General features: G+C 68.8%; 24 protein-coding genes. 15 read left to right on the forward strand and 9 right to left on the reverse strand.

Features of this window, described 5'->3' with window-relative positions; translation table 11 throughout:
- Positions 1-62 precede the first annotated feature (62 nt).
- A complete protein-coding gene (locus ACIA8G_RS23920) occupies positions 63-410 on the forward strand; it encodes a sterol carrier family protein (RefSeq protein WP_396421266.1) in 348 nt (115 codons plus the stop codon).
- Here the strand turns inward: ACIA8G_RS23920 and ACIA8G_RS23925 are convergent.
- Together ACIA8G_RS23925 and ACIA8G_RS23930 are read right to left on the reverse strand one after the other, a co-directional pair.
- Positions 407-2,389, reverse strand: a complete 1,983-nt coding sequence (locus tag ACIA8G_RS23925; protein ID WP_396420875.1) for an alpha/beta hydrolase — start codon at positions 2,387-2,389, stop codon at positions 407-409. The two genes, ACIA8G_RS23920 and ACIA8G_RS23925, sit on opposite strands and share 4 nt — an antisense overlap.
- The gene (locus ACIA8G_RS23930) at positions 2,386-2,709 is read right to left on the reverse strand and encodes a type VII secretion target (protein WP_396420877.1); all 324 of its coding nucleotides are present in this window, start codon (positions 2,707-2,709) and stop codon (positions 2,386-2,388) included. The genes ACIA8G_RS23925 and ACIA8G_RS23930 overlap by 4 nt, the downstream gene beginning before the upstream one ends.
- A 94-nt stretch (positions 2,710-2,803) precedes the next feature.
- On the opposite strand from ACIA8G_RS23930, the gene ACIA8G_RS23935 reads away from it, so the two are divergent.
- The 8 genes from ACIA8G_RS23935 (at position 2,804) to arfB (ending at position 8,926) form a co-directional block, all read left to right on the forward strand.
- Entirely contained in the window at positions 2,804-3,550 is a 747-nt protein-coding gene (locus tag ACIA8G_RS23935; protein ID WP_396420879.1) for a maleylpyruvate isomerase N-terminal domain-containing protein, read from the forward strand.
- On the forward strand, positions 3,550-3,873 hold the full coding sequence (locus ACIA8G_RS23940; protein ID WP_396420880.1) for a hypothetical protein: 324 nt from the start codon (positions 3,550-3,552) through the stop codon (positions 3,871-3,873). Before ACIA8G_RS23935 ends, ACIA8G_RS23940 begins: the two co-directional genes overlap by 1 nt.
- On the forward strand, positions 3,873-4,211 hold the full coding sequence (locus tag ACIA8G_RS23945) for a hypothetical protein (RefSeq protein ID WP_396420881.1): 339 nt from the start codon (positions 3,873-3,875) through the stop codon (positions 4,209-4,211). The genes ACIA8G_RS23940 and ACIA8G_RS23945 overlap by 1 nt, the downstream gene beginning before the upstream one ends.
- Positions 4,211-4,552 (forward strand): hypothetical protein, encoded by a 342-nt coding sequence (locus tag ACIA8G_RS23950; RefSeq protein ID WP_396420882.1) that lies wholly within the window; start codon positions 4,211-4,213, stop codon positions 4,550-4,552. The genes ACIA8G_RS23945 and ACIA8G_RS23950 overlap by 1 nt, the downstream gene beginning before the upstream one ends.
- Before the next feature lie 146 nt (positions 4,553-4,698).
- Positions 4,699-6,204 carry an amidophosphoribosyltransferase gene (gene purF, locus ACIA8G_RS23955; protein ID WP_396420883.1) on the forward strand — a complete coding sequence of 502 codons (1,506 nt, stop codon included), beginning with the start codon at positions 4,699-4,701 and terminating at the stop codon, positions 6,202-6,204.
- A gap of 32 nt (positions 6,205-6,236) precedes the next feature.
- Positions 6,237-7,298 (forward strand): phosphoribosylformylglycinamidine cyclo-ligase, encoded by a 1,062-nt coding sequence (purM, locus tag ACIA8G_RS23960; RefSeq protein WP_396420884.1) that lies wholly within the window; start codon positions 6,237-6,239, stop codon positions 7,296-7,298.
- Between the two features lie 52 nt (positions 7,299-7,350).
- The gene (locus ACIA8G_RS23965) at positions 7,351-8,487 is read left to right on the forward strand and encodes a SigE family RNA polymerase sigma factor (protein ID WP_396420885.1); all 1,137 of its coding nucleotides are present in this window, start codon (positions 7,351-7,353) and stop codon (positions 8,485-8,487) included.
- A gap of 10 nt (positions 8,488-8,497) precedes the next feature.
- Complete coding sequence (gene arfB, locus ACIA8G_RS23970; protein WP_396420886.1) at positions 8,498-8,926, forward strand: alternative ribosome rescue aminoacyl-tRNA hydrolase ArfB; 429 nt, start codon at positions 8,498-8,500, stop codon at positions 8,924-8,926.
- Here arfB and ACIA8G_RS23975 read toward each other — a convergent pair.
- Together ACIA8G_RS23975 and ACIA8G_RS23980 are read right to left on the reverse strand one after the other, a co-directional pair.
- Positions 8,909-9,580, reverse strand: a complete 672-nt coding sequence (locus ACIA8G_RS23975; RefSeq protein ID WP_396420887.1) for a response regulator — start codon at positions 9,578-9,580, stop codon at positions 8,909-8,911. The two genes, arfB and ACIA8G_RS23975, sit on opposite strands and share 18 nt — an antisense overlap.
- On the reverse strand, positions 9,577-11,112 hold the full coding sequence (locus ACIA8G_RS23980) for an ATP-binding protein (RefSeq protein ID WP_396420888.1): 1,536 nt from the start codon (positions 11,110-11,112) through the stop codon (positions 9,577-9,579). The genes ACIA8G_RS23975 and ACIA8G_RS23980 overlap by 4 nt, the downstream gene beginning before the upstream one ends.
- 130 nt (positions 11,113-11,242) lie before the next feature.
- Between ACIA8G_RS23980 and ACIA8G_RS23985 the strand changes: the two genes are divergently transcribed.
- Genes ACIA8G_RS23985 through ACIA8G_RS23995 form a run of 3 tightly spaced genes read left to right on the forward strand, consistent with a single transcriptional unit; the run spans position 11,243 to position 14,244 of the window.
- Positions 11,243-12,211, forward strand: a complete 969-nt coding sequence (locus tag ACIA8G_RS23985; RefSeq protein ID WP_396421267.1) for a Bug family tripartite tricarboxylate transporter substrate binding protein — start codon at positions 11,243-11,245, stop codon at positions 12,209-12,211.
- On the forward strand, positions 12,208-12,726 hold the full coding sequence (locus tag ACIA8G_RS23990; protein WP_396420889.1) for a tripartite tricarboxylate transporter TctB family protein: 519 nt from the start codon (positions 12,208-12,210) through the stop codon (positions 12,724-12,726). Before ACIA8G_RS23985 ends, ACIA8G_RS23990 begins: the two co-directional genes overlap by 4 nt.
- Positions 12,727-14,244 carry a tripartite tricarboxylate transporter permease gene (locus ACIA8G_RS23995; RefSeq protein ID WP_396420890.1) on the forward strand — a complete coding sequence of 506 codons (1,518 nt, stop codon included), beginning with the start codon at positions 12,727-12,729 and terminating at the stop codon, positions 14,242-14,244.
- Positions 14,245-14,287: 43 nt separating this feature from the next.
- Here the strand turns inward: ACIA8G_RS23995 and ACIA8G_RS24000 are convergent, their stop codons facing one another.
- The 5 genes from ACIA8G_RS24000 to ACIA8G_RS24020 all read right to left on the reverse strand — a co-directional run bounded on the left by ACIA8G_RS24000 (position 14,288) and on the right by ACIA8G_RS24020 (position 18,340).
- The gene (locus ACIA8G_RS24000) at positions 14,288-14,752 is read right to left on the reverse strand and encodes a BTAD domain-containing putative transcriptional regulator (protein ID WP_396420891.1); all 465 of its coding nucleotides are present in this window, start codon (positions 14,750-14,752) and stop codon (positions 14,288-14,290) included.
- Positions 14,749-15,012: a hypothetical protein gene (locus tag ACIA8G_RS24005; protein ID WP_396420892.1), complete on the reverse strand. Its 264-nt coding sequence runs from the start codon at positions 15,010-15,012 to the stop codon at positions 14,749-14,751. The genes ACIA8G_RS24000 and ACIA8G_RS24005 overlap by 4 nt, the downstream gene beginning before the upstream one ends.
- A gap of 263 nt (positions 15,013-15,275) precedes the next feature.
- Positions 15,276-15,587, reverse strand: a complete 312-nt coding sequence (locus ACIA8G_RS24010) for a hypothetical protein (protein WP_396420893.1) — start codon at positions 15,585-15,587, stop codon at positions 15,276-15,278.
- Positions 15,588-15,848: 261 nt separating this feature from the next.
- Positions 15,849-17,342, reverse strand: coding sequence for a CoA-acylating methylmalonate-semialdehyde dehydrogenase (locus ACIA8G_RS24015; protein WP_396420894.1), 1,494 nt, complete (start codon positions 17,340-17,342; stop codon positions 15,849-15,851).
- A complete protein-coding gene (locus tag ACIA8G_RS24020; RefSeq protein ID WP_396420895.1) occupies positions 17,339-18,340 on the reverse strand; it encodes a LacI family DNA-binding transcriptional regulator in 1,002 nt (333 codons plus the stop codon). Before ACIA8G_RS24020 ends, ACIA8G_RS24015 begins: the two co-directional genes overlap by 4 nt.
- Before the next feature lie 109 nt (positions 18,341-18,449).
- Here ACIA8G_RS24020 and ACIA8G_RS24025 point away from each other — a divergent pair, with 109 nt between their 5' ends.
- The 3 genes from ACIA8G_RS24025 to ACIA8G_RS24035 are packed head-to-tail and all read left to right on the forward strand — an operon-like array spanning position 18,450 to position 21,306.
- Entirely contained in the window at positions 18,450-19,445 is a 996-nt protein-coding gene (locus tag ACIA8G_RS24025) for a Gfo/Idh/MocA family oxidoreductase (protein WP_396420896.1), read from the forward strand.
- Positions 19,446-19,447: 2 nt separating this feature from the next.
- The gene (locus ACIA8G_RS24030; protein WP_396420897.1) at positions 19,448-20,308 is read left to right on the forward strand and encodes a TIM barrel protein; all 861 of its coding nucleotides are present in this window, start codon (positions 19,448-19,450) and stop codon (positions 20,306-20,308) included.
- Positions 20,309-20,322: 14 nt separating this feature from the next.
- Positions 20,323-21,306 carry a sugar ABC transporter substrate-binding protein gene (locus ACIA8G_RS24035; RefSeq protein WP_396420898.1) on the forward strand — a complete coding sequence of 328 codons (984 nt, stop codon included), beginning with the start codon at positions 20,323-20,325 and terminating at the stop codon, positions 21,304-21,306.
- The last annotated feature ends 10 nt before the right edge of the window (positions 21,307-21,316 follow it).

A 21,316-nucleotide genomic window follows, 5' to 3' on the forward strand; every position in this document is an offset into this window, starting at 1 on the left:
ACGGCCGCTGTCACTTCGCTAATGTGGGCCACGTGCCAGCCAGAGCCGTCGACCCCGCCGAAATGCGCGCCGCGGTCGAGGCCGTCCTCCCCTGGCTGCGCGGAGAGGCTGACCAGCCAGAACGCCCCACGCTGGCCGCAGCCGTCCGCCTGAGCCTGCGCACCCTCGAACAGATCGCGCCGGGCCGCAGCGTCGAGGTCCGCGTCCCGCCGTTCGCCGCCGTGCAGTGCGTCGAAGGCCCGCGCCACACCCGCGGCACGCCCCCGAACGTCGTCGAGACCGACCCCCGCACGTGGCTGGAACTGGCCACGGGCACCCTGGGGTGGTCCGCCGCGCTGGACGGCGCTCGGGTCACCGCTTCCGGGACCCGAGCCGACCTCTCAAGCCTGCTACCTATCGTGAAGTTCTAGAACCACGACCCGATCGTCGAGCCAACGCCCTTGACGATGTTCACGCCACCCTCGACGACGTCTCGCCCGGCCTCGATGGTGTTGCCCACCGTGTCGGCCACGACGTCGACCGCATCGCTCGCCACCTCGCCGACGGTGTCCACCGCGTGGCCGGCCGCGTCACCCCAGTTGCCCTTCGAGATGTCGTCGACGACCTGACCGCCACCGCGCCAGATGTCCTCGCCCATGTCGACGACCTCCTTGCCGGTGTTGACGCCCCAGTCGATGATCGGCCCCGCCACCGGCAGGTCCGAGCCGGGCACCTCGACCGGCGTAGGCGAGTCCTGCCACCGCTGCTCGCTGACGTCGCCGCCGTGACCGGTGGCGATCTTGGCCAGGTTGTCCAGCGACTCGCTGCCCTTGTCGTAGTAGGAGGAGTGCGCGTGCCCGACCCAGTCCTGGCCGGACGTGCCGAACTGCTTCGCGCCGAACGACGAGTCGTAAGGCCCGGTCGACGACCCGTCCTTGGTGAACCAGTCGCCACTCGTCAGCTGGATGATCGGGTCGTGCTCGGCACCGCCGACGTACACGTGGCCGCGACCTGGCGGGATCTGGTCCACATTGGACGCACCGACGCCCGGTGAGCCGACGAACGCGATGTCGTCCGCCTTCAACCCGTTGTCCATCGCCGAGTAGCCGACGACCGTGCTGCCGTAGCTGTGGCCGACCACGGTGACGTGGGCGCCGGGGTTGCGCTCGCGGTAGTTCGCGACGTCCTGGGCCAGGAGCGCCCCGCCTTCCTTCGCCTGTGCCGGGTCGTCCACCTGGCCGGGCATGAACTCCGGAGCGTCGTAGCCGAACCACTGGATGGCGGCGCCGTCGGCGCCCATCGCGGCGCTGAGCTGCGCCGCCTGTTCCATGCTGAAATCGTCCAGACCGGATCCCGTACCGGGCACTGTCACCGCGAGGTTCTTGGCGGTGTCGGGGTCACCGAACGCCACCGCCATCGTGCCTTCCTTGGCACCAGGTCCGTCAGGGCTCCACTGCAGGACGTAGGCCTTCTTGCCGGTCTCCGCGCTGAGGGTGTTCGCCTGTTCCAAAGCAAGCGTCGCGTCGGTGGCGTTCTTGGCGCGGCGGGCGGCATCGTCGTAGTCCGACATGAGCTGCGCGGCCTGTGGGTCGTTGCGCAGGGCACGCTGACCGTCGGACGTGTTCGGGTCGATGCCGAGTTCGCGAGCTCGGTCCGCGAGTTGCCGCTGCAGGTCCTGCTTCTGCGCCTCGAACCGATCCTTGTCCTGCCGGATGCGCTCGCGGTTGGCCATGTCCAGGCCCTCGGCGGGCAGGCCCTTGATCTTGCTGAGCTCTTCTGGCTTGGCCTTGGCCAGCGCTTCCTTTTCCTCTTTGCTGAGCTTGTTCCACCAGTCGCGCACGGCCTGCGGGTCGCTGCCCGGCGGCGGAAACGGTGGCAGCGCGCCGCCGGGACCCGAGCGCTGGGCGGCTCGGTCCCAGCCGCAGTCGGTCCGCGCGGACTCCTCGAAACCTGGCGGGATCTTGGTGAGGGCACTCGCGTAGGAACGCAACACGTTGTCGTAGCCCGACTTCACCTTGTTCAGCGAGTCGTTGACCTGCCTTGCCAGCGTGCGGGTCTGCTCCTCGTCGAGGCCCGGCGGACGGCTGCGCCACACGCCGATCGCCTGGTCGGCGGCGCCCCGCATCTGGCCGTAGGCACGGGAAGCCGCCTGCACGATGTCGACACCTGCGCCCAGGCGTTCGCCAACGGCCTTCGCGGCGCTCGCGGACAGCTCAGCACGTGCGGTGAACTTCGTCGCCGTCTCGCCGACCCAGTTGCTGACCGCGGTCTTGCCTCCCTTGGCGACCGATTCGCCCGCACGCCCGACCGCGCTGATCGCGCCGGTGATCGGGTCGGCCGCGGCCGCGATGCGACCGGCGTCGCCGGAGGCGAGCCTGCCGTAGATGCTCTCCGGATCCGGGTAGCTCACTTGCCACCCCCGAGTCCCTGCATCAGCTTCGTCAACGCGGACGCGTGGTCGTCGTCCGTGCGCTGGTAGGCGTCGGCATTCGAGGTCAGGCCCTCGGCGGCGTCGGTGAACCAGGAGGAGCCGCGCTGGAGGTCCTGGGAGTGGGTGCCGACGAACTTGGACAGTGCGGCCGCGAACTCCGCCGCCGCGTCCACCTCACCGAGGGCGCCCGCGTCGAGCTGGAGCATCGAGATCATCTCCGCCGCCTCACGCACCGCGTCGGAGCCGTTGCCGAACTCCTTGGACGCGTTGCGCAGCAGCTCTGGCTCAACGCCGAACATCGCCACCCCCTGTTGGTCTTTGATCTATGCGACGCAGAAGCATCATGACCGGTTCCTCACTCATGCGTGGACCGTTTCGGGCACGATGTCGCCCATGGCGCAGACAGGGTGGACGGCTCAGCGGTGGACCGCTGTGTTCATCGAACAGGCAGAGATGTTCCGCAAGGCAGTGGCGGACGCGGACCCCACCGCCGAGGTGCCGACGCGTCCTGGATGGACCGTGCAGGACCTGGTCATCCATCTCGCCCGCTTCCTGGAGACGTCCACCGCGTACCTGCGCACCGGAAGCCGCGCCCCTTTGCAGCCGCCGTCCGCGCCCACCGGCCTGTCCCCGCTGGAGTACCTGGACCTGCAGCTGACAGCGGCCAACGAGATCCTCACAGCTGTGCCGGGCAACCGCCCTGTGTGGACGTTCTCGCCGTCCGCGCCGGACCTGGCCTGGGTGTGGCACCGCCGGATCGCGCACGAGACGGTGCTGCGCAGGTTCGACGCCCAGGCGACCGTGCGGCAGCTCGTCGCCACCGACGCCGACCTCGCCGTCGACGGCATCGACGAGGTGCTGACCACGATCGTCGCGGCCAAGGTCGCGGGTGACGTCCCGAGCGACGCGTCCGGCAGCGCCGTGGTGCGACCGACCGACGTGCCCGAGTCGTGGCTGATCTCGCTCGCAGCCGGCGAGGTGCCCGAGGTCCGCGCCGCCGCCCCTGGCGAGGAAGGCGACGCCCAGGTCGCCGGCGACGCCGAGCTCGTCTACTTCTGGCTCTGGAACCGGATGAACCTCAAGGAGATGACCGGCGACCGGCGCGTGCTGGACGTTCTTCAGGTCGGGCGGGGGCATTGATGCGCAAGGTCGCTGCGGTAGTGCTCGGTTGTCTGCTGCTCACGGGTTGTGCCGCGTCCTGGCAGGGAGAGGAAGTCCGCTACAAGATCGTCTCCCTCGACCACAGCAGCCCGACCGAGATGTTCAAGGTCGAGCTGGTGGGAGACGCCCCGAAGGGCGCGCTGGATCCGAAGGCGCTGACACCTCGGTTCAAGACGACGAGCGAGGTCAGCGGTGGTGCCGCGGTCGGCGACGAGATCGTGTGCACGGCCCGGCAGGAGAAGGGGAGCGCGTTCGAGAACTCCAACGTCCGCACCTTCCTGACGGACTGCCGGAAGGCCTGATGCGCAAGATTGTTGGGGTGGTCGCGGGCTGTCTCGTGCTGACCGGATGTGCCTCCGACTGGCAGGCGGAGGTCACCTACAAGGTCATCGAGGTCTACGACTACAAGATGGCGCCGAGCTCGGACCCGGAGAAGCGGGTCCGGATGGAGCTCGCCGGATCGGCGCCGAGCGGTGCGCTGGCCAAGGACTCCCTGTCCGCGCAGAACGTGGCGTTGGCCGCCGTCAGCGGCCCGGTCGAGGTGGGTGACCAGGTGACGTGCACCGCGAAGCAGCACTCGCGGGGCGCGACGCAGACCAACCCTGTCCAGACCGAGCTGAACGGGTGCAGGAAGGCTTGATGCGCAAGATCCTTGTGGTGGCCGCAGGCTGCCTGGCACTGACCGGATGCACCTCCAACTGGCACCAGGAGGTCACGTACGAGGTCACCAACGTGGACGAGTTCAAGATCTCGCCGACCACCGGCCCGGTGAAGCGGGTCCAGCTGGAACTCGTCGGATCGGCGCCAAGTGATGCCCCGGCGAAGGACTCCCTGTCCCCGCAGTCGGTGGACATGTCCGAGATCAGCGGCGGCCCGGTCGAGGTGGGCGACCAGGTGAGGTGCACCGCGAAGCAACACTCGCGGGCCGCGACGCAGACCAACCCGGGCGTGACCCAGCTGAGCGGGTGCAAAAAGGCATGACGAGAAGGAAAGCTTGATCGTCCGGGTCATCCCGGGTCACAACGCATGAGTTTGGTCACCCCACCAGGGGTTCGATAGGGGTAGTTCCCCTAGTACTCCACTTACACTCGGGAAGTAGCCAGCCCCGTCGTGAGGGAGCCAACTCGGTGGTCGCCGACCAGTCCCAGCCCGAACAGGATCCTCGTGAGGAGTGCGGCGTCTTCGGCGTCTGGGCTCCAGGTGAAGACGTCTCCAAGCTGACCTACTACGGGCTCTACGCCCTGCAGCACCGCGGCCAGGAGGCTGCGGGCATCTCGGTCGGAGACGGGGCTCAGGTCGTCGTCTTCAAGGACCTCGGGCTCGTCAGCCAGGTCTTCGACGAGCAGGTCCTGCAGAGCCTGAAGGGCCACGTGGCCGTCGGGCACTGCCGTTACTCCACCACCGGGTCCACGACCTGGGAGAACGCGCAGCCCACGTTCCGCACCACGGCCGCCGGGTCGGGGTTGAGCCTCGGGCACAACGGCAACCTCGTGAACACCGCCGAGTTGCGGGACAAGGCCAAGGGGCTCGGCATCGTCGAGCGCAACGGCGCGACGACCGACTCGGACATCCTGTGCGGGCTGCTCGCTCACGCGGCGGCCGACAAGGGCATCGAGCAGGCCGCGCTGGAGTTGCTTCCCACGGTCAAGGGCGCTTACTGCCTGACCTTCTCCGACGAGTCCACGTTGTACGCGGCGCGTGACCCGCACGGTGTGCGGCCGCTCGTGCTCGGGCGGCTGGAGCGCGGCTGGGTCGTGGCGAGTGAGACCGCGGCGCTCGACATCGTCGGAGCGAGTTTCGTCCGCGAGGTCGAGCCCGGTGAGCTCATCGCGATCGACGGTGACGGCCTGCGGTCGACGCGGTTCGCGAACCCCGAGCCCAAGGGCTGCATCTTCGAGTACGTCTACCTGGCTCGGCCGGACACCACGATCGCCGGGCGCGGTGTGCACGCCACCCGTGTCGAGATCGGGCGCCGGCTCGCCAAGGAGCATCCGGCCGAGGCCGACCTGGTGATCCCGGTGCCGGAGTCCGGCACGCCGGCCGCCATCGGGTACGCGCAGGCCAGCGGCATTCCGTACGGCTCGGGTCTCGTCAAGAACGCCTACGTCGGCCGGACGTTCATCCAGCCGTCGCAGACCATCCGCCAGCTGGGCATCCGGCTGAAGCTCAACCCGTTGCGCGACGTCATCCGCGGCAAGCGGCTGGTCGTCGTGGACGACTCGATCGTGCGCGGCAACACCCAGCGCGCGCTCGTTCGCATGTTGCGCGAGGCCGGTGCGCTCGAGGTGCACGTGCGGATCGCGTCGCCGCCGGTCAAGTGGCCGTGCTTCTACGGCATCGACTTCGCCTCGCGGGCCGAGCTCATCGCGAACGGCCTGGACGACGACGGCATCCGGCGTTCGGTCGGTGCCGACTCGCTCGGGTACGTGTCGCTCGAGCAGCTCATCGCCGCGACCGAGCAGCCCAAGACGCGGCTGTGCTCGGCGTGCTTCGACGGCGAGTACCCGATCGAGCTGCCGCCGGACGCGCTCATCGGCAAGCACCTGCTGGAGGGCCTCAAGGGCGTGTCGGGCTCGGCGGCTCCGGTCCTGGCGAACAGCTATGGTGCCGAAGACGCCCTGCGTCGTCCCTGAACTCCCAGATCCAAGTGGAAGAAGTTGTTGACGTGACCGACAGCGCCAAGGCCACCTACGCCGCCGCCGGAGTCAGTATCGCCGCAGGTGACGAGGCGGTGGAGAAGCTCAGGCCGTGGGCGGCCAAGGCGCATCGGCCGGAGGTCCTCGGCGGGATCGGCGGCTTCGCGGGTCTGTTCCAGCTCAAGCTCGACCGCTGGAAGGAGCCGATCCTCGCGTCGTCCACGGACGGCGTCGGCACCAAGATCGCGGTCGCGCAGGCGCTCGACAAGCACGACACCGTCGGCATCGACCTGGTCGCCATGATCGTGGACGACCTGGTCGTGTGCGGGGCCGAGCCGCTGTTCGTGCAGGACTACATCGCGGTCGGCAAGGTCGTGCCGGACAAGATCGCCGCGCTGGTCAAGGGCATCGCCGAGGGTTGTGTCCAGGCCGGTTGCGCGCTGCTCGGCGGCGAGACGGCCGAGCACCCCGGCCTGATGGGCGACGACGACTACGACATCTCCGGCACCGGCGTCGGCGTGGTCGAGCACTCCAAGCTGCTCGGCCCCGACCGGGTCCGCGACGGCGACGTCGTGATCGCGATGGGCTCGTCCGGCCTGCACTCCAACGGCTACTCGCTCGCCAGGCACGTGCTGCTGGAGATCGCGCGCATGCCGCTGTCCGGGCACGTGGAGGAGTTCGGCCGCACCCTCGGCGAGGAGCTGCTGGAGCCGACCAAGATCTACGCCAAGGACTGCCTCGCGCTGATCGCCGAGACGGAGGTCCGCGGGTTCTCCCACGTCACCGGTGGTGGCCTGGCGGCGAACCTGGCCCGCGTGCTGCCGGAGGGCCTGCACGCGACCCTCGACCGCGGCACCTGGACGCCGTCCGCGGTGTTCCAGCTCATCGCCCAGCGCGGCCGCGTCGAGCGCGAGGAGATGGAGAAGGCGTTCAACATGGGCGTCGGCATGGTCGCCGTCGTCGCGCCGGAGGACGTCGACCGCGCGCTGGCCGTGCTGACCGCGCGCCACGTCCCGGCGTGGGTGCTCGGCGAGATCACCAAGTCCGAGCAGGGCGGCGCCGCACTCGTCGGCGACCACCCGCGATTCTGAGGCAACCTCCCGGCACGGTCGTCGCGTACTAAGCGGCGACCGAGGAGGGGACTTGGACCGCGACAGCGAATTCGGGGAGTTCGTCGACGCACGCGCTCTCGTCATGCGCCGCACCGCCTATCTGCTGTGCGGCGATTGGCACCGCGCTGAGGACATCGTCCAAACAGCACTGATCAAGCTGTACGTGGCCTGGTCGCGCGTGCGCAAGGACAGCGTCGACGCCTATGCGCGCAAGGTGCTCGTGCGCGCCGCGATCGATGACGGCCGGCGCGGGTTCTTCCGCCGTGAGCGGAGCGTCGACGCCGTGCCGGAGCGTCCGGTTGCCGATCACGCGGCCGATCTCGACCTCAGGATGGCGCTGGACGCGTTGCCACCGGGGCAACGTGCCGTCGTCGTGCTGCGGTACTGGGAGGACCTGAGCATCACCGAGACCGCCCGCATCCTCGGCAGGACGGAGGGCACGGTGAAGAGTCAGGCGGCCAAGGGGCTTGCCGCGTTGCGCGAACTGCTGGAGAACGAGCCGGTGTCGGCGATCCACACCGCGGACGTCATCCGGGCGGGCAGGACCCGGCTGGCCCGCAGGCGGACCGCGATCGCCTCCGCGCTGGCCCTCGTGCTGGTGTTGCCGCTGGGCTCGGTCGTGTACCTGAGCCGGACGATGACCACGAAGGACCAGGGAACGGCGGTCTCCAGCGCCGATCACAACGCTGAACTGACCGCGCTCCTGCGCGCCGCGAACATCATCCCCCTGGGCGTCACCGCGCAGAAAGCGGCGGAGCGGAACCCGTTGGAGTTCTACACCTACGACCAGGCCCGGTATGCGGTCGCACGCCTGGTCGATGCCCAGGGCGCGAGCGGCCTCACGATCGGTCTCTTCCGCACCAACGAACCCGGCTACGACTCCTGTCCCGACCGGCACAAGGACCGGGAGTGCCGGATCGACGTGGTGAACGGCATCAAGGTCATGACCTACCGGGAGCGCGACGACACCAACGGTGGCGTGATCTGGTCGGCGGAGGCGGCTCGGCCGGACGGCACGCTCGTCCAGATCACCAGCGACAACTACGGGAGCTTCCCCGCGAGCCCTCCCTTCCATCCAGACATCGGCGTCAGTGCCGCCCGGCCGGAACCGGTCCTCGGCCGGGACGCATTGATAAAGATCGCGACATTGCCGGGTCTCACCTTCTAACCTTGAAGGCATGAACGACGTGACCGTGACTCGGACGCTGGTGATCCCGGCGTCTGAGTTGCGCGAACGTTTTTCCAGGTCAGGTGGGCCGGGCGGGCAGGGAGTGAACACGGCGGACAGCCGCGTGGAGCTCTCGTTCGACCTGGCTGCCTCGCCGTCGATCCCCGAGCACCTCAAGCGCAGGATGCTCGACCGGCTGGAAGGCCGGCTCGTCGAGGGCGTGCTGACGATCGCCGCCTCCGAGCACCGCGCGCAGCTGCAGAACCGCGGTGCTGCCAGGGAACGCCTCGCCGCGATCCTCCGCAGTGCCGCTGCCCCGCCGCCGCCGATGCGCAGGCCGACCAAGCCCACGAAGGGCTCGCAGGAACGCCGCATCGCCTCGAAGAAGCGCCGTGCGGACACCAAGCGCGGCCGTGGTCGCTCAGGCTCCTGGGACTAACGCGTAGATCCGTTCCGGCCTGCCGGTCCCGCCGTAGCGCAACCGGACCTCCGCCCTGCCGATGGACACGAAGTGCTCCAGGTACCGGCGCGCACTCACCCTCGCGACCCCGGTCGACGAGGCGCACTCCGAGGCAGACAGCCCTTCCGGGTGCGACCGCAGCGCGGTGTCCACGAGCCGGGCGGTCTCCGGTGTCAAACCCTTCGGCAGCAACGGTTTCGAGGTCGGCCGTGCGCCGAACACCTGGTCCACGTCCGCCTGCCCGGCCGAACCGAGCCGGTGCAGCTTCTCGCGCAACGACGCGAAGTGCGCGAGCTGGTCGCGCAGCGCCGAGTAGTCGAACGGCTTGATCAGGTAGTGCAGCACGCCACCGCGCATGGCGCTGCGCACGGTGTCGACGTCGGTTGCCGCGGTGATCACGATGACATCCACGTCCTCGTTGGCGCGCAACGACTTCAGCACTTCGAGCCCGCTCTGGTCCGGCAGGTGGATGTCGAGCAGCACCAGATCCGGCTTCAACGACGAGGCGAGCCTCAGCGCGTCACCGCCGGTGTGCGCGACCCCGGCCACCTCGAAACCCTCGGTGCGCGCGACGTAGCCGCTGTGCACCTTGGCCACCATGAAGTCGTCGTCGACGACGAGCACCCGGATCACCAGGGCAGCCTTGCGGTGAAGACAGAGCCCGACACGCTCACCGAACCTCCGCGCCGCAGGCACGCGCGCCTGATCAGTGCGAGCCCGATGCCGCGTTCGCCGTGCGATGCCGCCTTGGTCGTGAACCCGTGCCGGAACACCTCTTCCGCGAGTTCCGGCGCCACCCCGGGACCGGAGTCACGCACCACGACCTGGACCTCGTCGTCCATCTGCATCACACCCACCTCGATCCACTTCCCCGCGCCGTTCGTGTTCAGCGAACTCAGCGCGTCCAACGCGTTGTCGACGAGATTTCCCAGCACCATCACCAGATCCGAGGACAGCGCGTCGTCGACGCGGCCCAGCACGCTGTCCGGTCCCATCCGCAGCGCCGTGCCGCGTTCGGCGGCCAGCGACGCCTTGGCGATCAGCAACGCGGCCACGGCCGGGTCGCCGATGCTCGAGCCGACCTCGGCCCGCCACTGGTCCTGCGCCGAGCTGATCTGGTGGATGTAGTTGCTGACCTCGTCGTACTCCTTCAGCGCGATCAGCCCGGCGATGGTGTGCAGCCGGTTCGCGAACTCGTGCGCCTGCGCCCGCAGCGTGTCCGTCGCGTGCTGCGACGCGTCGAGTTCGTGTTGCAGCGCAAGCAGTTCCGTGCGGTCCCGCATGGTCACGACCGCACCCGCGCCGTCGATCGGCATGCGGTTCAACGTCAGCACGATGCCCTGCCGCAGCACCAGCTGGTCGACACCCGTCGCGCGGCCGGTGAGCACGTCGCGCAGCCGTTCGTTGAGCTCCAGCTCCTCCACGGTGCGGCCGACCGCGTCCGCGGGCAACGCGAGCAGGTCGCTGGCGTGGTCGTTGACCAGCGTGATCCGGTTCTGCCCGTCGAGCCCGACGACGCCTTCCCTGATGCCGTGCAGCAACGCCTCGCGGTTCTCGACCAGCGCGGTGATCTCGTGCGGCTCCAGCCCGAGCGTCTGGTTCTTCACCCTGCGCGCGAGCAACAACGAGCCGGTGACGCCGATGACCAGGGCGATCGCCAGGTAGCGCAGCACGTCGACCGGCTGGTCCAGCGCACCGGCGAAGAGGCCGGGCTCGACCACGCCGGCGACGACCATCCCGTTGACCCGCCGGGTTTGTTCGTCGAACACCGGTACATGGGCCTCGATCGAGTCGTTGACCGTGCCGACCCACGCCTTGCCGTCCAGCGCGGTCGTCGGAGTGTCCAGAGTGGACCCGATCTGGGCCGGATCGGGTGACGCGATCACGACCCGCCGAAGATCGACGATCAGCACGTAGGTGGCACCGGACAGGCTCCGCGCCGTCTCGGCCGGGGCCGCGAGGATCCGCCAGTTGCCCATGTTCGTCTGCACGACGTTCGTGGCCGCGACGTTCTCCGCCACGGACAGCATCCGGCGTTCCTCGTTTGAGCGAAAGTTGCTGCCCGTCTGGACGACCGTCAGCGCGCCCACCGCGCACAGTAGCAACGTGACGACTACGAGTTGCCATACGAGAAGTTGGCTGGCCAGGGAACGGCGGCGGCGCATGAGACCTCCCGTGACCAGAAAGACCGAAAGAAACCTTAGAAGCGCAACGAGGACATCCAGGTTTACACCAGTGCAACATGTCCAACCACGCGGATGAGAGGCGGGGATCACAGTGTCGGTGAAGGTGTGGGTGGCGGTGGCGGCGGCGTTGCTCGCTGTCCTGCTGGTGCCACCGCTGCTGACGCCGGGTGCGGACAGCGGCGAAGGCAGCCAGGTGCGGACCCTGCGCGTGCTGGTGCCGAACCAGCCAGGCGGCGGGTATGACATCACAGCACGCACGGCGGCCAAGGCCATGGAAGACGCTGACCTGCTGCGCAACGCCGAGGTGTTCAACCTCCCCGGCGCCGGTGGCACGGTCGGGCTCGGGCGCACGGTCGGTGAGCGCGGCAACGGCAAGCTGATCATGTCGATGGGTCTGGGCGTCGTGGGCGCGGTGTACACGAACAAGTCGCCGAACTCGCTGCTCGACACCACCCCGATCGCGAAGCTGATCGAGGAACCGGACATCGTCGTGGTCGCGAAGGACTCGCCGTACACGTCGATGCAACAGCTCGTGGACGCGTGGAAGGCCAACCCCGGCACCGTGACCGTCGGCGGCGGTTCTGCCCCCGGCGGGCCCGACCACCTGGCGCCGATGCTGATCGCGAAGGCCGTGGGCCTGCAGCCCAAGAGCGTCAACTACATCCCGTTCGACGGCGGTGGCGAGCTGCTCGCGTCGGTGCTCGGCGGCAAGGTCGCGTTCGGCGTCTCCGGCGTCGGCGAGTACCGCGACCAGATCCAGGCCGGCACGTTGCGGGTGCTCGCGGTGACGAGCAAGGACCGCATCAAGGGCATCGACGCGCCCACGCTCAAGGAGTCCGGTGTGGACGTCGAGTTCACCAACTGGCGCGGCATCGTGGCTCCTCCCGGCATCACGCAGACCGACCGCGACAAGCTGGTCGACCTGCTGCAGCGGATGCAGAAGACATCGCAGTGGGCAGAGGCGTTGCAGCGCAACGGCTGGACCGACGCCTTCGCACCGGGAGATCAGTTCAAGACCTTCCTGGAAAACGAGAACAAGCGGGTGGCAACGGTGCTCAAGGACTTGGGGCTCGCATGACGACCGAGACGAAGACGGGGTCGAGGAGCTGGCTCCGCGAACGCTCTGAGCTGGGCATCTGCGCCCTGCTGGTCGTGCTCGGCGTGCTGGTGCTGACCGACGCGCTGCGCATCCCCACGGACTTCGCCCAGCGCGGCCCGGTCGGCCCGAAGGCCGTGCCGATCCTGGTCGGCTCGCTCCTGCTGGTCGTCGCGGTGATGCTGGCCCGTGACGTGCTGCGCGGCGGCCGCGGTGAGGCGGAGGGCGGCGAGGACGTCGACCTGTCCGCACCCGCCGACTGGCGCACGGTTCTGCTGCTGTGCGGGGCTTTCCTCGCCAACGCCGCGCTGATCGGCGTGGTCGGGTTCCCGATCTCCGGCGCGATTCTGTTCTGGGGCGCGGCCTACGCGCTCGGCAGCCGCAACCTCGTGCGCGACCCGTTGATCGCCGCGGGGATGTCCGTCGCGACGTTCCTGGTGTTCAACAACCTGCTCGGCGTCCCGCTCCCCGGTGGCCCGTTGATGGAGGTGTTCTAGGTGGAACAACTGCTCGACGGCTTCGCGACCGCGCTGACGCCGACCCACCTGCTGCTCGCCGCGATCGGCGTGCTGCTCGGCACCGCGATCGGTGTCCTGCCGGGCATCGGCCCGGCGATGGCGGTGGCGTTGCTGCTGCCCGTCACCTACGGCATGGAGCCGACCGGCGCGTTCATCATGTTCGCGGGCATCTACTACGGCGGCATGTTCGGTGGCTCGACCACGTCGATCCTGCTGAACACACCGGGCGAGAGCGCCGCGGTCGTCGCCGCCTTCGAAGGCAATCCCATGGCCCGCAAGGGCCGTGGTGCGCAAGCGCTTGCCGCTGCTGCCATCGGCCACTTCACCGGCGGCATCATCGGCACGATCCTGATCGTCCTGCTGGCGCCGTTCGTGGCCAGGCACGCGGTCGACATCGGTGCGCCCGACCTGTTCGCGATCATGGTGCTGGCGTTCATCGCGGTCACGTCGGTGCTGGGCACCTCGCGAGTCCGCGGCGTGGCGTCGCTGCTGATCGGCCTCACCATCGGCCTGGTCGGTCTCGACGAGATGACCGGGCAGCAACGGCTGACGTTCGGGTCGCTGCACCTCGCCGACGGCATCGACGTCATCGTGGTCGCGGTGGCGCTGTTCGCGGTGGGCGAGGCCCTGTGGGTCGCCGCGCACCTGCGGCGCAAGCCCTTCGAGCCGATCCCGGTCGGCCGCCCGTGGCTGTCGCGCGCCGACCTCAAGCGGACCTGGAAGCCGTGGCTGCGCGGCCCGATGATCGGGTTCCCGTTCGGCGCGATCCCCGCCGGTGGCGCGGAGATCCCGACGTTCCTGTCGTACGTGACGGAGAAGCGGCTCTCCAAGCACAAGGACGAGTTCGGCAAGGGCGCCATCGAGGGCGTCGCAGGCCCGGAGTCCACGGCGTCAGCGTCCGCGGCGGGCACACTCGTCACGATGCTGACGCTGGGCCTGCCGACCACGGCGGTCGCGGCCGTGATGCTCGCGGCGTTCCAGCAGTACGGCATCCAGCCTGGTCCGCTGCTGTTCCAGCGGGAATCGGGCCTGGTGTGGGCGTTGATCGCCTCGCTGTTCATCGGCCTGACGCTGCTGCTGGTGCTGAACCTGCCGCTGGCGCCGTTGTGGGCGAAGCTGCTTCGCATCCCGCGGCCGTACCTGTACGCGGGCATCCTGTTCTTCGCCTCGGTCGGTGCGTACGCGGTGAACGCGGACATCTTCGACCTGCTGCTGATGTTCGTGATCGGCCTGCTGGGCTTCGGGATGCGCCGCTACGGCCTGCCGGTGCTGCCCGCGATCATCGGCGTGATCCTCGGCCCGGCCGCGGAACAGCAGATGCGCCGGGCACTCCAGCTCTCCGACGGGTCGCTGACCGGCCTGGTCAACACGCCGATGTCGATCATCGTCTACGCCGTGATCCTGATCATCGTCTTCTTCCCGCTGATCAGGAAGTTCCTGCCGAAGCCGACGCCTCCCGCGGCCGCGGCGCCGGAACGCGAGAAGGTCGACGCCTGATCATCTGAGCAAAGCCCCCGCTCATCGTCGAGCGGGGGCTTTCTCATGCGCTGACCACGAGTTCGGTCTGCTCGCGCAACGTCGCCCACAGCTCCATCACGCGGGCCACCCGCGACTCGGGCAGCCCGCAGATCGTCACGAACGCCCGCACCTGCTCGGGTTTTGTCGGCAGCTTCCCGCGCTTGAGCAGTGAGTAGATCTGGCTGCGCGGCAGCACCCGGCCCGCCCTGCGGGCGATCTCCGGCAGGGTCAGCCCGGACCGCACGTGGATCGTGCGCAGCAGGTCGATGAACTCGGCCGCGGTCGCGGCCCGCAGCTCGGTGGCCGGCGTCGGGATCAACGGCAGCGCCACCTCGGGGTCGATGCCGAGCTCGGTCCCGAGGATCACGCGCACCTCGCGGTACGCCGCGAGTGCCTCTGCCCGCCGGCCCGATCTGGCCAGCGCGCCCATGAGCTGCGCCCACAACCGGTTCAGGCGCTCGAGCGGATCGCCGCTGGGCTGGGTCATCGCTCGTCGTCCCGCCAGATCACCATCGGGTTGGCCGGTGGCAACGGGCCGAATCTGGCGGTGAACGGCCTGCTCCGGCTCAGCGTGGTGCTCACGGCCAGCACGGCGCTCGCGGTGCAGACCGAGACAACCGGTGAGTGGCCGTGGGCGAGCATCCAGCCGGTGAAGAGAAACGCGGTCATGACCAGCGGGACGGTGCTGGTGGCGGACGAGGAACGACGCTTGCGTGAGTGCGGTGCCCCGCTGTAGGGGGTGGTCATGCGAACTCCTGAGTAGAGAGAGCCGGTGCGGTGCGGCGCCGTGAACCGGGCATGCCAGCTGATTGGCGGAACAGCGGAAAGCCGCTTGCGCGGAAAGAGTCCACTTCGGTTTTCGGTTGCCGAGAGACCCGGCGGCATTGCGGCTGGCGACGATCCTGTCACTCACACGGGTGATTGCCAACCGAATCGGCGTCCAGCTTTTTCGCGTGTCGCGAACGGATGCGTCCAAATGCGTCCAACGAAACGCCGATGGCCATTATTTGTCATCTTTCTGACGGGGTCCAATGCCGGGACCGCAGCCGCAGCCACTGCTCGACCCACCCGTCGAACCTCTCGGCGGCCTCACCGCAGCCGGTCAGGAACGCGCGCAGCTGGTCTTCCCGCTTCGGGAACCGGAAGGTGCACAGCGCGTGTGCGCTGCTCTTCGGCAGCACCAGGTCGCCGGCGTTGGCCGACACCTGCTGGTACGACAACCCCTTCGACCGCCGCAGCCGGTTCAGCGCGCAGATGAATGCGGAACGGGTGGTGGCGCGGCATGCCGTCGCGAACGGACTGTCGTCCTCGCTGGGCGACATCGTGTTGGATCCTCCTGCTGCGGCGTTCTTCGCTCTTTCCTGCGCTGTTGTAACGAACTGGACGGGCCTCGCGAGAAAGAGAGCGTTGTTCGACTGTGCGAACGCGGATACTACCGTCGTGTCCAGCACCTATGTCGAGCCGATCAACCACACCCGGATATTCCATGATCAATGGCTTGGTCGCACCAATTGGTTCGTACCAAATAGAAACGGCCGCTCTGTCCGCGCAATTGCGGACAGAGCGGCCGTCAGCCGAACGGATCAGCCGTGGGTCGGGAAGCCCAGGTTCACGCCGTGCTGCTGCGGCCACCGGGCCGTGATCGCCTTGGCGCGGGTGTAGAACTTCACGCCTTCGGCGCCGTGCACGTGCGTGTCGCCGAACAGCGAGTCCTTCCAGCCGCCGAACGAGTAGTAGGCCATCGGCACGGGGATCGGCACGTTGATGCCGACCATGCCGACGTGCACGCGTCGCTGGTACTCGCGGGCGGCGAGCCCGTCGCCGGTGTAGATCGCGGTGCCGTTGCCGTACTGGTTCGCGTTCACGAGTTCGAGGGCGTCCTCGAACGTGTCGACGCGGACGACCGCCAGCACCGGGCCGAAGATCTCGTCGGTGTAGATCGTCATGTCGCGGGTGACGTGGTCGAAGAGCGTTGGGGCGAGCCAGAAGCCGTTCTCCGCACCTTCCGGTGCGTAACCGCGGCCGTCGACGACCAGCGCGGCACCGGCGGCCTCTCCCGCGTCCACATAGGACTTGACCTTGTCCCGGTGCACGCCGGTGACCAGCGGGCCCATCTGCGCGTCCGGGTTCGTGCCGGGCAGCACCGACGGGTGCAGGTCGCGGGTCCGCGAGGCGATCTTCGAGACCAGCTCGTCGCCCGTGTCGCCGACCGCGACGACGACCGAGATCGCCATGCAGCGCTCACCGGCGGAGCCGTAGCCGGCGGACACGGCGGCGTCGGCGGCCACGTCGAGGTCGGCGTCCGGGAGCACGACCATGTGGTTCTTGGCGCCACCCAACGCCTGCACGCGCTTGCCGGCCGCGGTGCCGCGTGAGTAGACGTGCTTGGCGATCGGGGTCGAGCCGACGAACGAGGCGGCCGACACGTCCGGGTGGTCGAGCAGTGCGTTCACCGCGAAGGCGTCGCCCTGCAGGACGTTCAGCACGCCGTCGGGCAGCCCTGCCTCCCCGAACAGCTCGGCCAGCCGCACCGACGCGGACGGGTCGCGCTCGGAAGGCTTGAGGACGAACGTGTTGCCGGTCGCGATGGCGATGGGGAACATCCACATCGGCACCATCACGGGGAAGTTGAACGGCGTGATGCCCGCGACCACGCCGAGCGGCTGGCGCAGCGAGTACGCGTCGACCCCGCGCGAGACCTGCTCGGAGTGCTCGCCCTTGAGCAGCTGCGGGATGCCGCACGCGAACTCGACGACCTCGAGACCGCGCTGCACCTCGCCGGCCGCGTCGGAGAGCACCTTGCCGTGCTCGGACGTGATGATCTCGGCGAGCTCACCCCGCGCCTCGTGCAGCAGGTGGCGGTAGGCGAACAGGATCCGGCTGCGGGTCGACAGCGACGACTCGGACCAGGACTGGGCGGCCTTCAGCGAGGACGACACCGCCAGGTCGACGTCCGCCTGCTCGGCCAGCACGACCTGCGCGGCGACCTCGCCGGTGGCCGGGTTGAAGACGTCGGACGTGCGGGACGACACCCCCGTGGTGCGGGCGCCGTCGATCCAGTGGGGGATGGTGCTCAACGCGGTCCTCCTGGGGGAGCTGTCGTGTTCCGTACGACGAGAGATGGGTTCAAGAGATGGCGCACGGGTTCGGTGCGCTCTTCGCGGACCCGTTGCAGCAGGGCGTCCGCCGCCAACCGGCCGAACTCGGCACGGGGCTGGTCGATCGTGGTCAGTGAGACATGGCGCAGAGCCGCCAGCGAAGTGTTGTCGTACCCCACAACGGAAACATCCTCGGGCACGCGCAGACCGGCGTCCTCGAGCGCGGAAATGGCGCCGACGGCGTTGAAGTCGTTGCAGGACAGGATGGCCGTGGGCAACGCGTCACCGGCGATCAACCCGCGGATCGCCCGTGCGCCGGCGACATCGGTGTACTCGGAATCCACGATGTGCGGCTTCAGTCCGTGCGCCTCCATCGCGGTGACGTAACCGCGCCGCCGCGGTCCGGCCTGGGTGCCTTCGCCGCCGTCCAAATGCGCGATGTGCCGGTGCCCCAGCGAAACCAGGTGGTCGATCGCGAGCCGGGCGCCCTGCTCGCCGTCGTCGTTCACGGTATCCACAGTGGACACCCGCGACGACCGGGCCACGAGCACGATCGGAAGTTGTTCGGCCGCCTTGGAGATCGCGGTCGCGGGCACGACGGGCGACAGCAGGATCAAACCGGCGGGGCGGAAGGACAGCAGCGATTCCAGCGCGCGGCGCTCACGGGCGGGCGAGCGGCCACCGGTGTTGATGATGACGTCGAACCCCTGGTCGCGCGCCACCTCGTCGATGCCGTCCACGACCTCGGCGAAGAAGGCGTTGTGCAGGTCGGACACCATCACGCCGAGCACCGTCGACGTGCGCGAGGCCAGCGACCTGGCCATGGCGTGCGGCGAGTACCCCAACTCCTCCGCGGCCTTCAGCACAGCAGCGCGTCGCATCTCGCTCACCTTGGGTGAACCCCGCATCACCAGTGACACCAGTGCGCGGGACACGCCCGCCCGCAGAGCCACGTCCTCCATCGTCGGCCTGACCACCTGGAACCACCTCCCCTCTTGACACCCTGTGGCCGAAGTTACAGCATTAGAGCGCTCCAACCAATAGAGCGCTCTAATCCATCACGGCCACGAACAGGGGAAACCTGCGATGCGGATCGGAGTAGCGGGTGTCGGCAGGATCGGCACCATGCACGCGACCAACCTCGCCGCGCTGGATCGAGTCGACGAGGTGGTTCTCTTCGACCCGGTGCCCGGTCGTGCCGCGCAGGCGTCGGCCGAACTGACCGGGACCAAGGCGGTCGACGATCTCGACACGTTGCTGGGCAACGTCGACGGCGTCCTGCTCGCCACCCCGACGAACACGCACCCGGAAATGCTGCGCGCGTCGATCGCCAGAGGTGTCCCCACGCTGTGCGAGAAGCCGATCGCGAGCGACGTCGCCGAGATGGCCGCACTGATCGAGGACGTCGAGAAGTCCGGAGTCGAGGTCCTCGTGGGCTTCCAGCGCCGCTTCGACCCGGCCATCTACGAGCTGAACCGCCGCATCCGCGCGGGCGAGGTCGGTGACATCTACCTGGTCAGGGCGGTCGGCAACGACGCCAACCCGCCGGACTTCTCCTACCTGCCCGCCTCCGGCGGCATCTTCCGCGACCTGCTGATCCACGACCTGGACTGCGTGCCGTGGCTGGTCGGCGAGCCGGTCGTCGAGGTCTACGCGAGTGGCTCGGTGCTGGTGCACCAGGCGTTCGCGGACGCCGACGATGTGGACAACGCCGTGGTGATGCTGAAGTTCGCGGGCGGCGCGCACGCCACGCTGGCCGGCGGCAGGCACGACCCGGTCGGCTACGACCACCGCATCGAAGTGCTGGGCAGCAAGGACTCGCTGGTCGCGGGCGTCGACCCGCGCACGCCGCTGAACTCGCTGGAGCCCGGCGGCCACGTCGCGGGACCCGACGCCTACCCCGGCTTCCCCGAGCGTTTTCACCGCGCGTACGTCAACGAGATGAACCTGTTCACGCAGGTCATCAGCGGCGAGGTCGCGAACCCGTCACCGGCGCGAGAGAGTTTGATCAGCCTCCGCCTGGCTGAAGCGTGTGAGCAGTCGCGCCGAAGCGGCGCACCGGTTCGTATCGAGGGGAACTAGGCATGGCGAAGATCGCTGGGGCACCGATCTCCTGGGGCGTGTGCGAGGTTCCTGGCTGGGGCAACGTCCTGCCTCGCGCGACGGTGCTGAACGAGATGCACGAACTCGGCCTCGTGGCCACCGAGCTCGGCCCGCCCGACTACCTGCCCGCCGACCCCGGCTCGTTGAAAGCGCTGCTCGGCGAGTTCGAACTGACGCTGGTCGGCGGCTTCCTCGCCGTCACGCTGCACACGGGCGTGCAGTCCACTCTGGACGAAGCCGACCGCGTGGCCGCGATCCTGAAGGCCGGTGGTGCCGAGGTGCTCGTGCTCGCCGCCGCGACCGGCCTGGACGGCTACGACGAAACGCCCCAGCTGACCGACGACGAGTGGAACACCCTCGTCGGCACCTGCGCGAAGATCCGCGAGATCGCCGCCACGCACGGTTTGAAGACCGTGCTGCACCCGCACGTGGGCACCCACGTCGAGCGGGAGGCGGAGGTCGTCAGGTTCCTCGCGGACTCCGATCTCCAGCTCTGCCTGGACACCGGCCACCTGCTCATCGGTGGCACGGACCCGGTCGAGCTGGCGCGCCGCTACCCGGACCGGATCGGTCACGTGCACCTCAAGGACGTGCGTGACGAGATCGCGGCGAAGGTGCGCAGCGGCGAGCTCAGTTACACAGATGCCGTTGAACAGGGCATCTACGTGCCGCTCGGGGACGGCGACGTGGACGTGGAAGCGCTGGTGAAGCTCGTTCAAGAGGCGGGCTACACCGGTTGGTTCGTGCTCGAGCAGGACACGCAGCTCAAGGACGGAAGTCCAGTGGACAAGCCACTGACGGACACCGCGCGCAGCCTCGCGCACCTCAGCAAGATCCTCTGAAGGGACTGGAGACGATGAAGTCTCGTCTGGTCATCCGTGCGGGCGTTGCTCTCGCCGGTGTTGCTCTACTCGCCGCGTGCAGCGGTCCCACGGGAACCAACACCCAGAACACGCAGAACAACAGCGCTCCGGCCACCGGTGACCTCAAGGTCGCCGTCATCACGCACGGAACCGCGGGTGACGCGTTCTGGAGCGTGGTGAAGGTCGGTGCCGAGGACGCGGGCAAGCAGCTCGGCGTCGGCGTCACCTACAACTCCGACGGCGACCCCGGCGCCCAGTCGAAGCTGATCGACAACGCCGTGTCGCAGAAGGTCGGCGGCATCGTGGTGTCGATGGCGAACCCCGAGGCGTTGAAGACCTCGATCGAGTCCGCGGTCAAGGCGGGCATCCCGGTCATCACCATCAACTCCGGTGGCGGCAAGAGCGCGGAGTTCGGTGCCATGGCGCACGTCGGCCAGGAGGAGTCGATCGCCGGTGAGGAAGCCGGCAAGAAGCTCAAGGCGGCCGGCAAGACCAAGGTGCTGTGCGTGATCCACGAGGCCGGCAACACGGGCCTCAACCAGCGCTGCGACGGTGCCCGCACCGGCTTCGGCGGCACGGTGGAGAACCTGCAGGTCGACATCAGCAACCCGACCGACGTCGAGGCCCGCATCAAGGCCAAGCTGCAGTCCGACACCGCCGTCGACGGCGTGCTCGCGCTGAACCCGCAGGTCGCCGTGAACGCGGCCGCCGCGGCCAAGGGCGCGAGCTCGAAGGCCCAGGTCGCAACGTTCGACCTGAACGCGGACGTGGTCACCGCGATCAAGTCCGGCGAGGTGCTGTTCGCCGTCGACCAGCAGCAGTACCAGCAGGGTTACCTGCCGATCGTGATGCTCAAGCTCTTCCGCGACAACGCCAACACCCTCGGTGGCGGCAAGCCCGTGCTGACCGGTCCCGGCTTCGTCGACAAGTCCAACGTCGACAAGGTCGCGGAGTACGCCAAGAACGGCAAGCGCTGAGGCTGAGGAG

The organism is Lentzea sp. NPDC051213 (genome assembly GCF_044455585.1).
Classification (GTDB): Bacteria; Actinomycetota; Actinomycetes; order Mycobacteriales; family Pseudonocardiaceae; genus Lentzea.

Excerpts from the sequence above, each read along its gene's own strand:
- ACIA8G_RS23945 (WP_396420881.1), top strand. The coding sequence starts at position 3,873 with ATGCGCAAGATTGTTGGGGTGGTCGCGGGCTGTCTCGTGCTGACCGGA.
- ACIA8G_RS24035 (WP_396420898.1), top strand. The coding sequence starts at position 20,323 with ATGAAGTCTCGTCTGGTCATCCGTGCGGGCGTTGCTCTCGCCGGTGTT.
- ACIA8G_RS24000 (WP_396420891.1), bottom strand. The coding sequence starts at position 14,752 with ATGACCCAGCCCAGCGGCGATCCGCTCGAGCGCCTGAACCGGTTGTGG.
- ACIA8G_RS24025 (WP_396420896.1), top strand. The coding sequence starts at position 18,450 with ATGCGGATCGGAGTAGCGGGTGTCGGCAGGATCGGCACCATGCACGCG.
- ACIA8G_RS24030 (WP_396420897.1), top strand. The coding sequence starts at position 19,448 with ATGGCGAAGATCGCTGGGGCACCGATCTCCTGGGGCGTGTGCGAGGTT.
- ACIA8G_RS24005 (WP_396420892.1), bottom strand. The coding sequence starts at position 15,012 with ATGACCACCCCCTACAGCGGGGCACCGCACTCACGCAAGCGTCGTTCC.
- ACIA8G_RS23950 (WP_396420882.1), top strand. The coding sequence starts at position 4,211 with ATGCGCAAGATCCTTGTGGTGGCCGCAGGCTGCCTGGCACTGACCGGA.
- ACIA8G_RS23935 (WP_396420879.1), top strand. The coding sequence starts at position 2,804 with ATGGCGCAGACAGGGTGGACGGCTCAGCGGTGGACCGCTGTGTTCATC.
- ACIA8G_RS23930 (WP_396420877.1), bottom strand. The coding sequence starts at position 2,709 with ATGTTCGGCGTTGAGCCAGAGCTGCTGCGCAACGCGTCCAAGGAGTTC.
- ACIA8G_RS23940 (WP_396420880.1), top strand. The coding sequence starts at position 3,550 with ATGCGCAAGGTCGCTGCGGTAGTGCTCGGTTGTCTGCTGCTCACGGGT.
- ACIA8G_RS23920 (WP_396421266.1), top strand. The coding sequence starts at position 63 with ATGCGCGCCGCGGTCGAGGCCGTCCTCCCCTGGCTGCGCGGAGAGGCT.
- ACIA8G_RS23980 (WP_396420888.1), bottom strand. The coding sequence starts at position 11,112 with ATGCGCCGCCGCCGTTCCCTGGCCAGCCAACTTCTCGTATGGCAACTC.
- ACIA8G_RS24010 (WP_396420893.1), bottom strand. The coding sequence starts at position 15,587 with ATGTCGCCCAGCGAGGACGACAGTCCGTTCGCGACGGCATGCCGCGCC.
- arfB (WP_396420886.1), top strand. The coding sequence starts at position 8,498 with ATGAACGACGTGACCGTGACTCGGACGCTGGTGATCCCGGCGTCTGAG.
- ACIA8G_RS23990 (WP_396420889.1), top strand. The coding sequence starts at position 12,208 with ATGACGACCGAGACGAAGACGGGGTCGAGGAGCTGGCTCCGCGAACGC.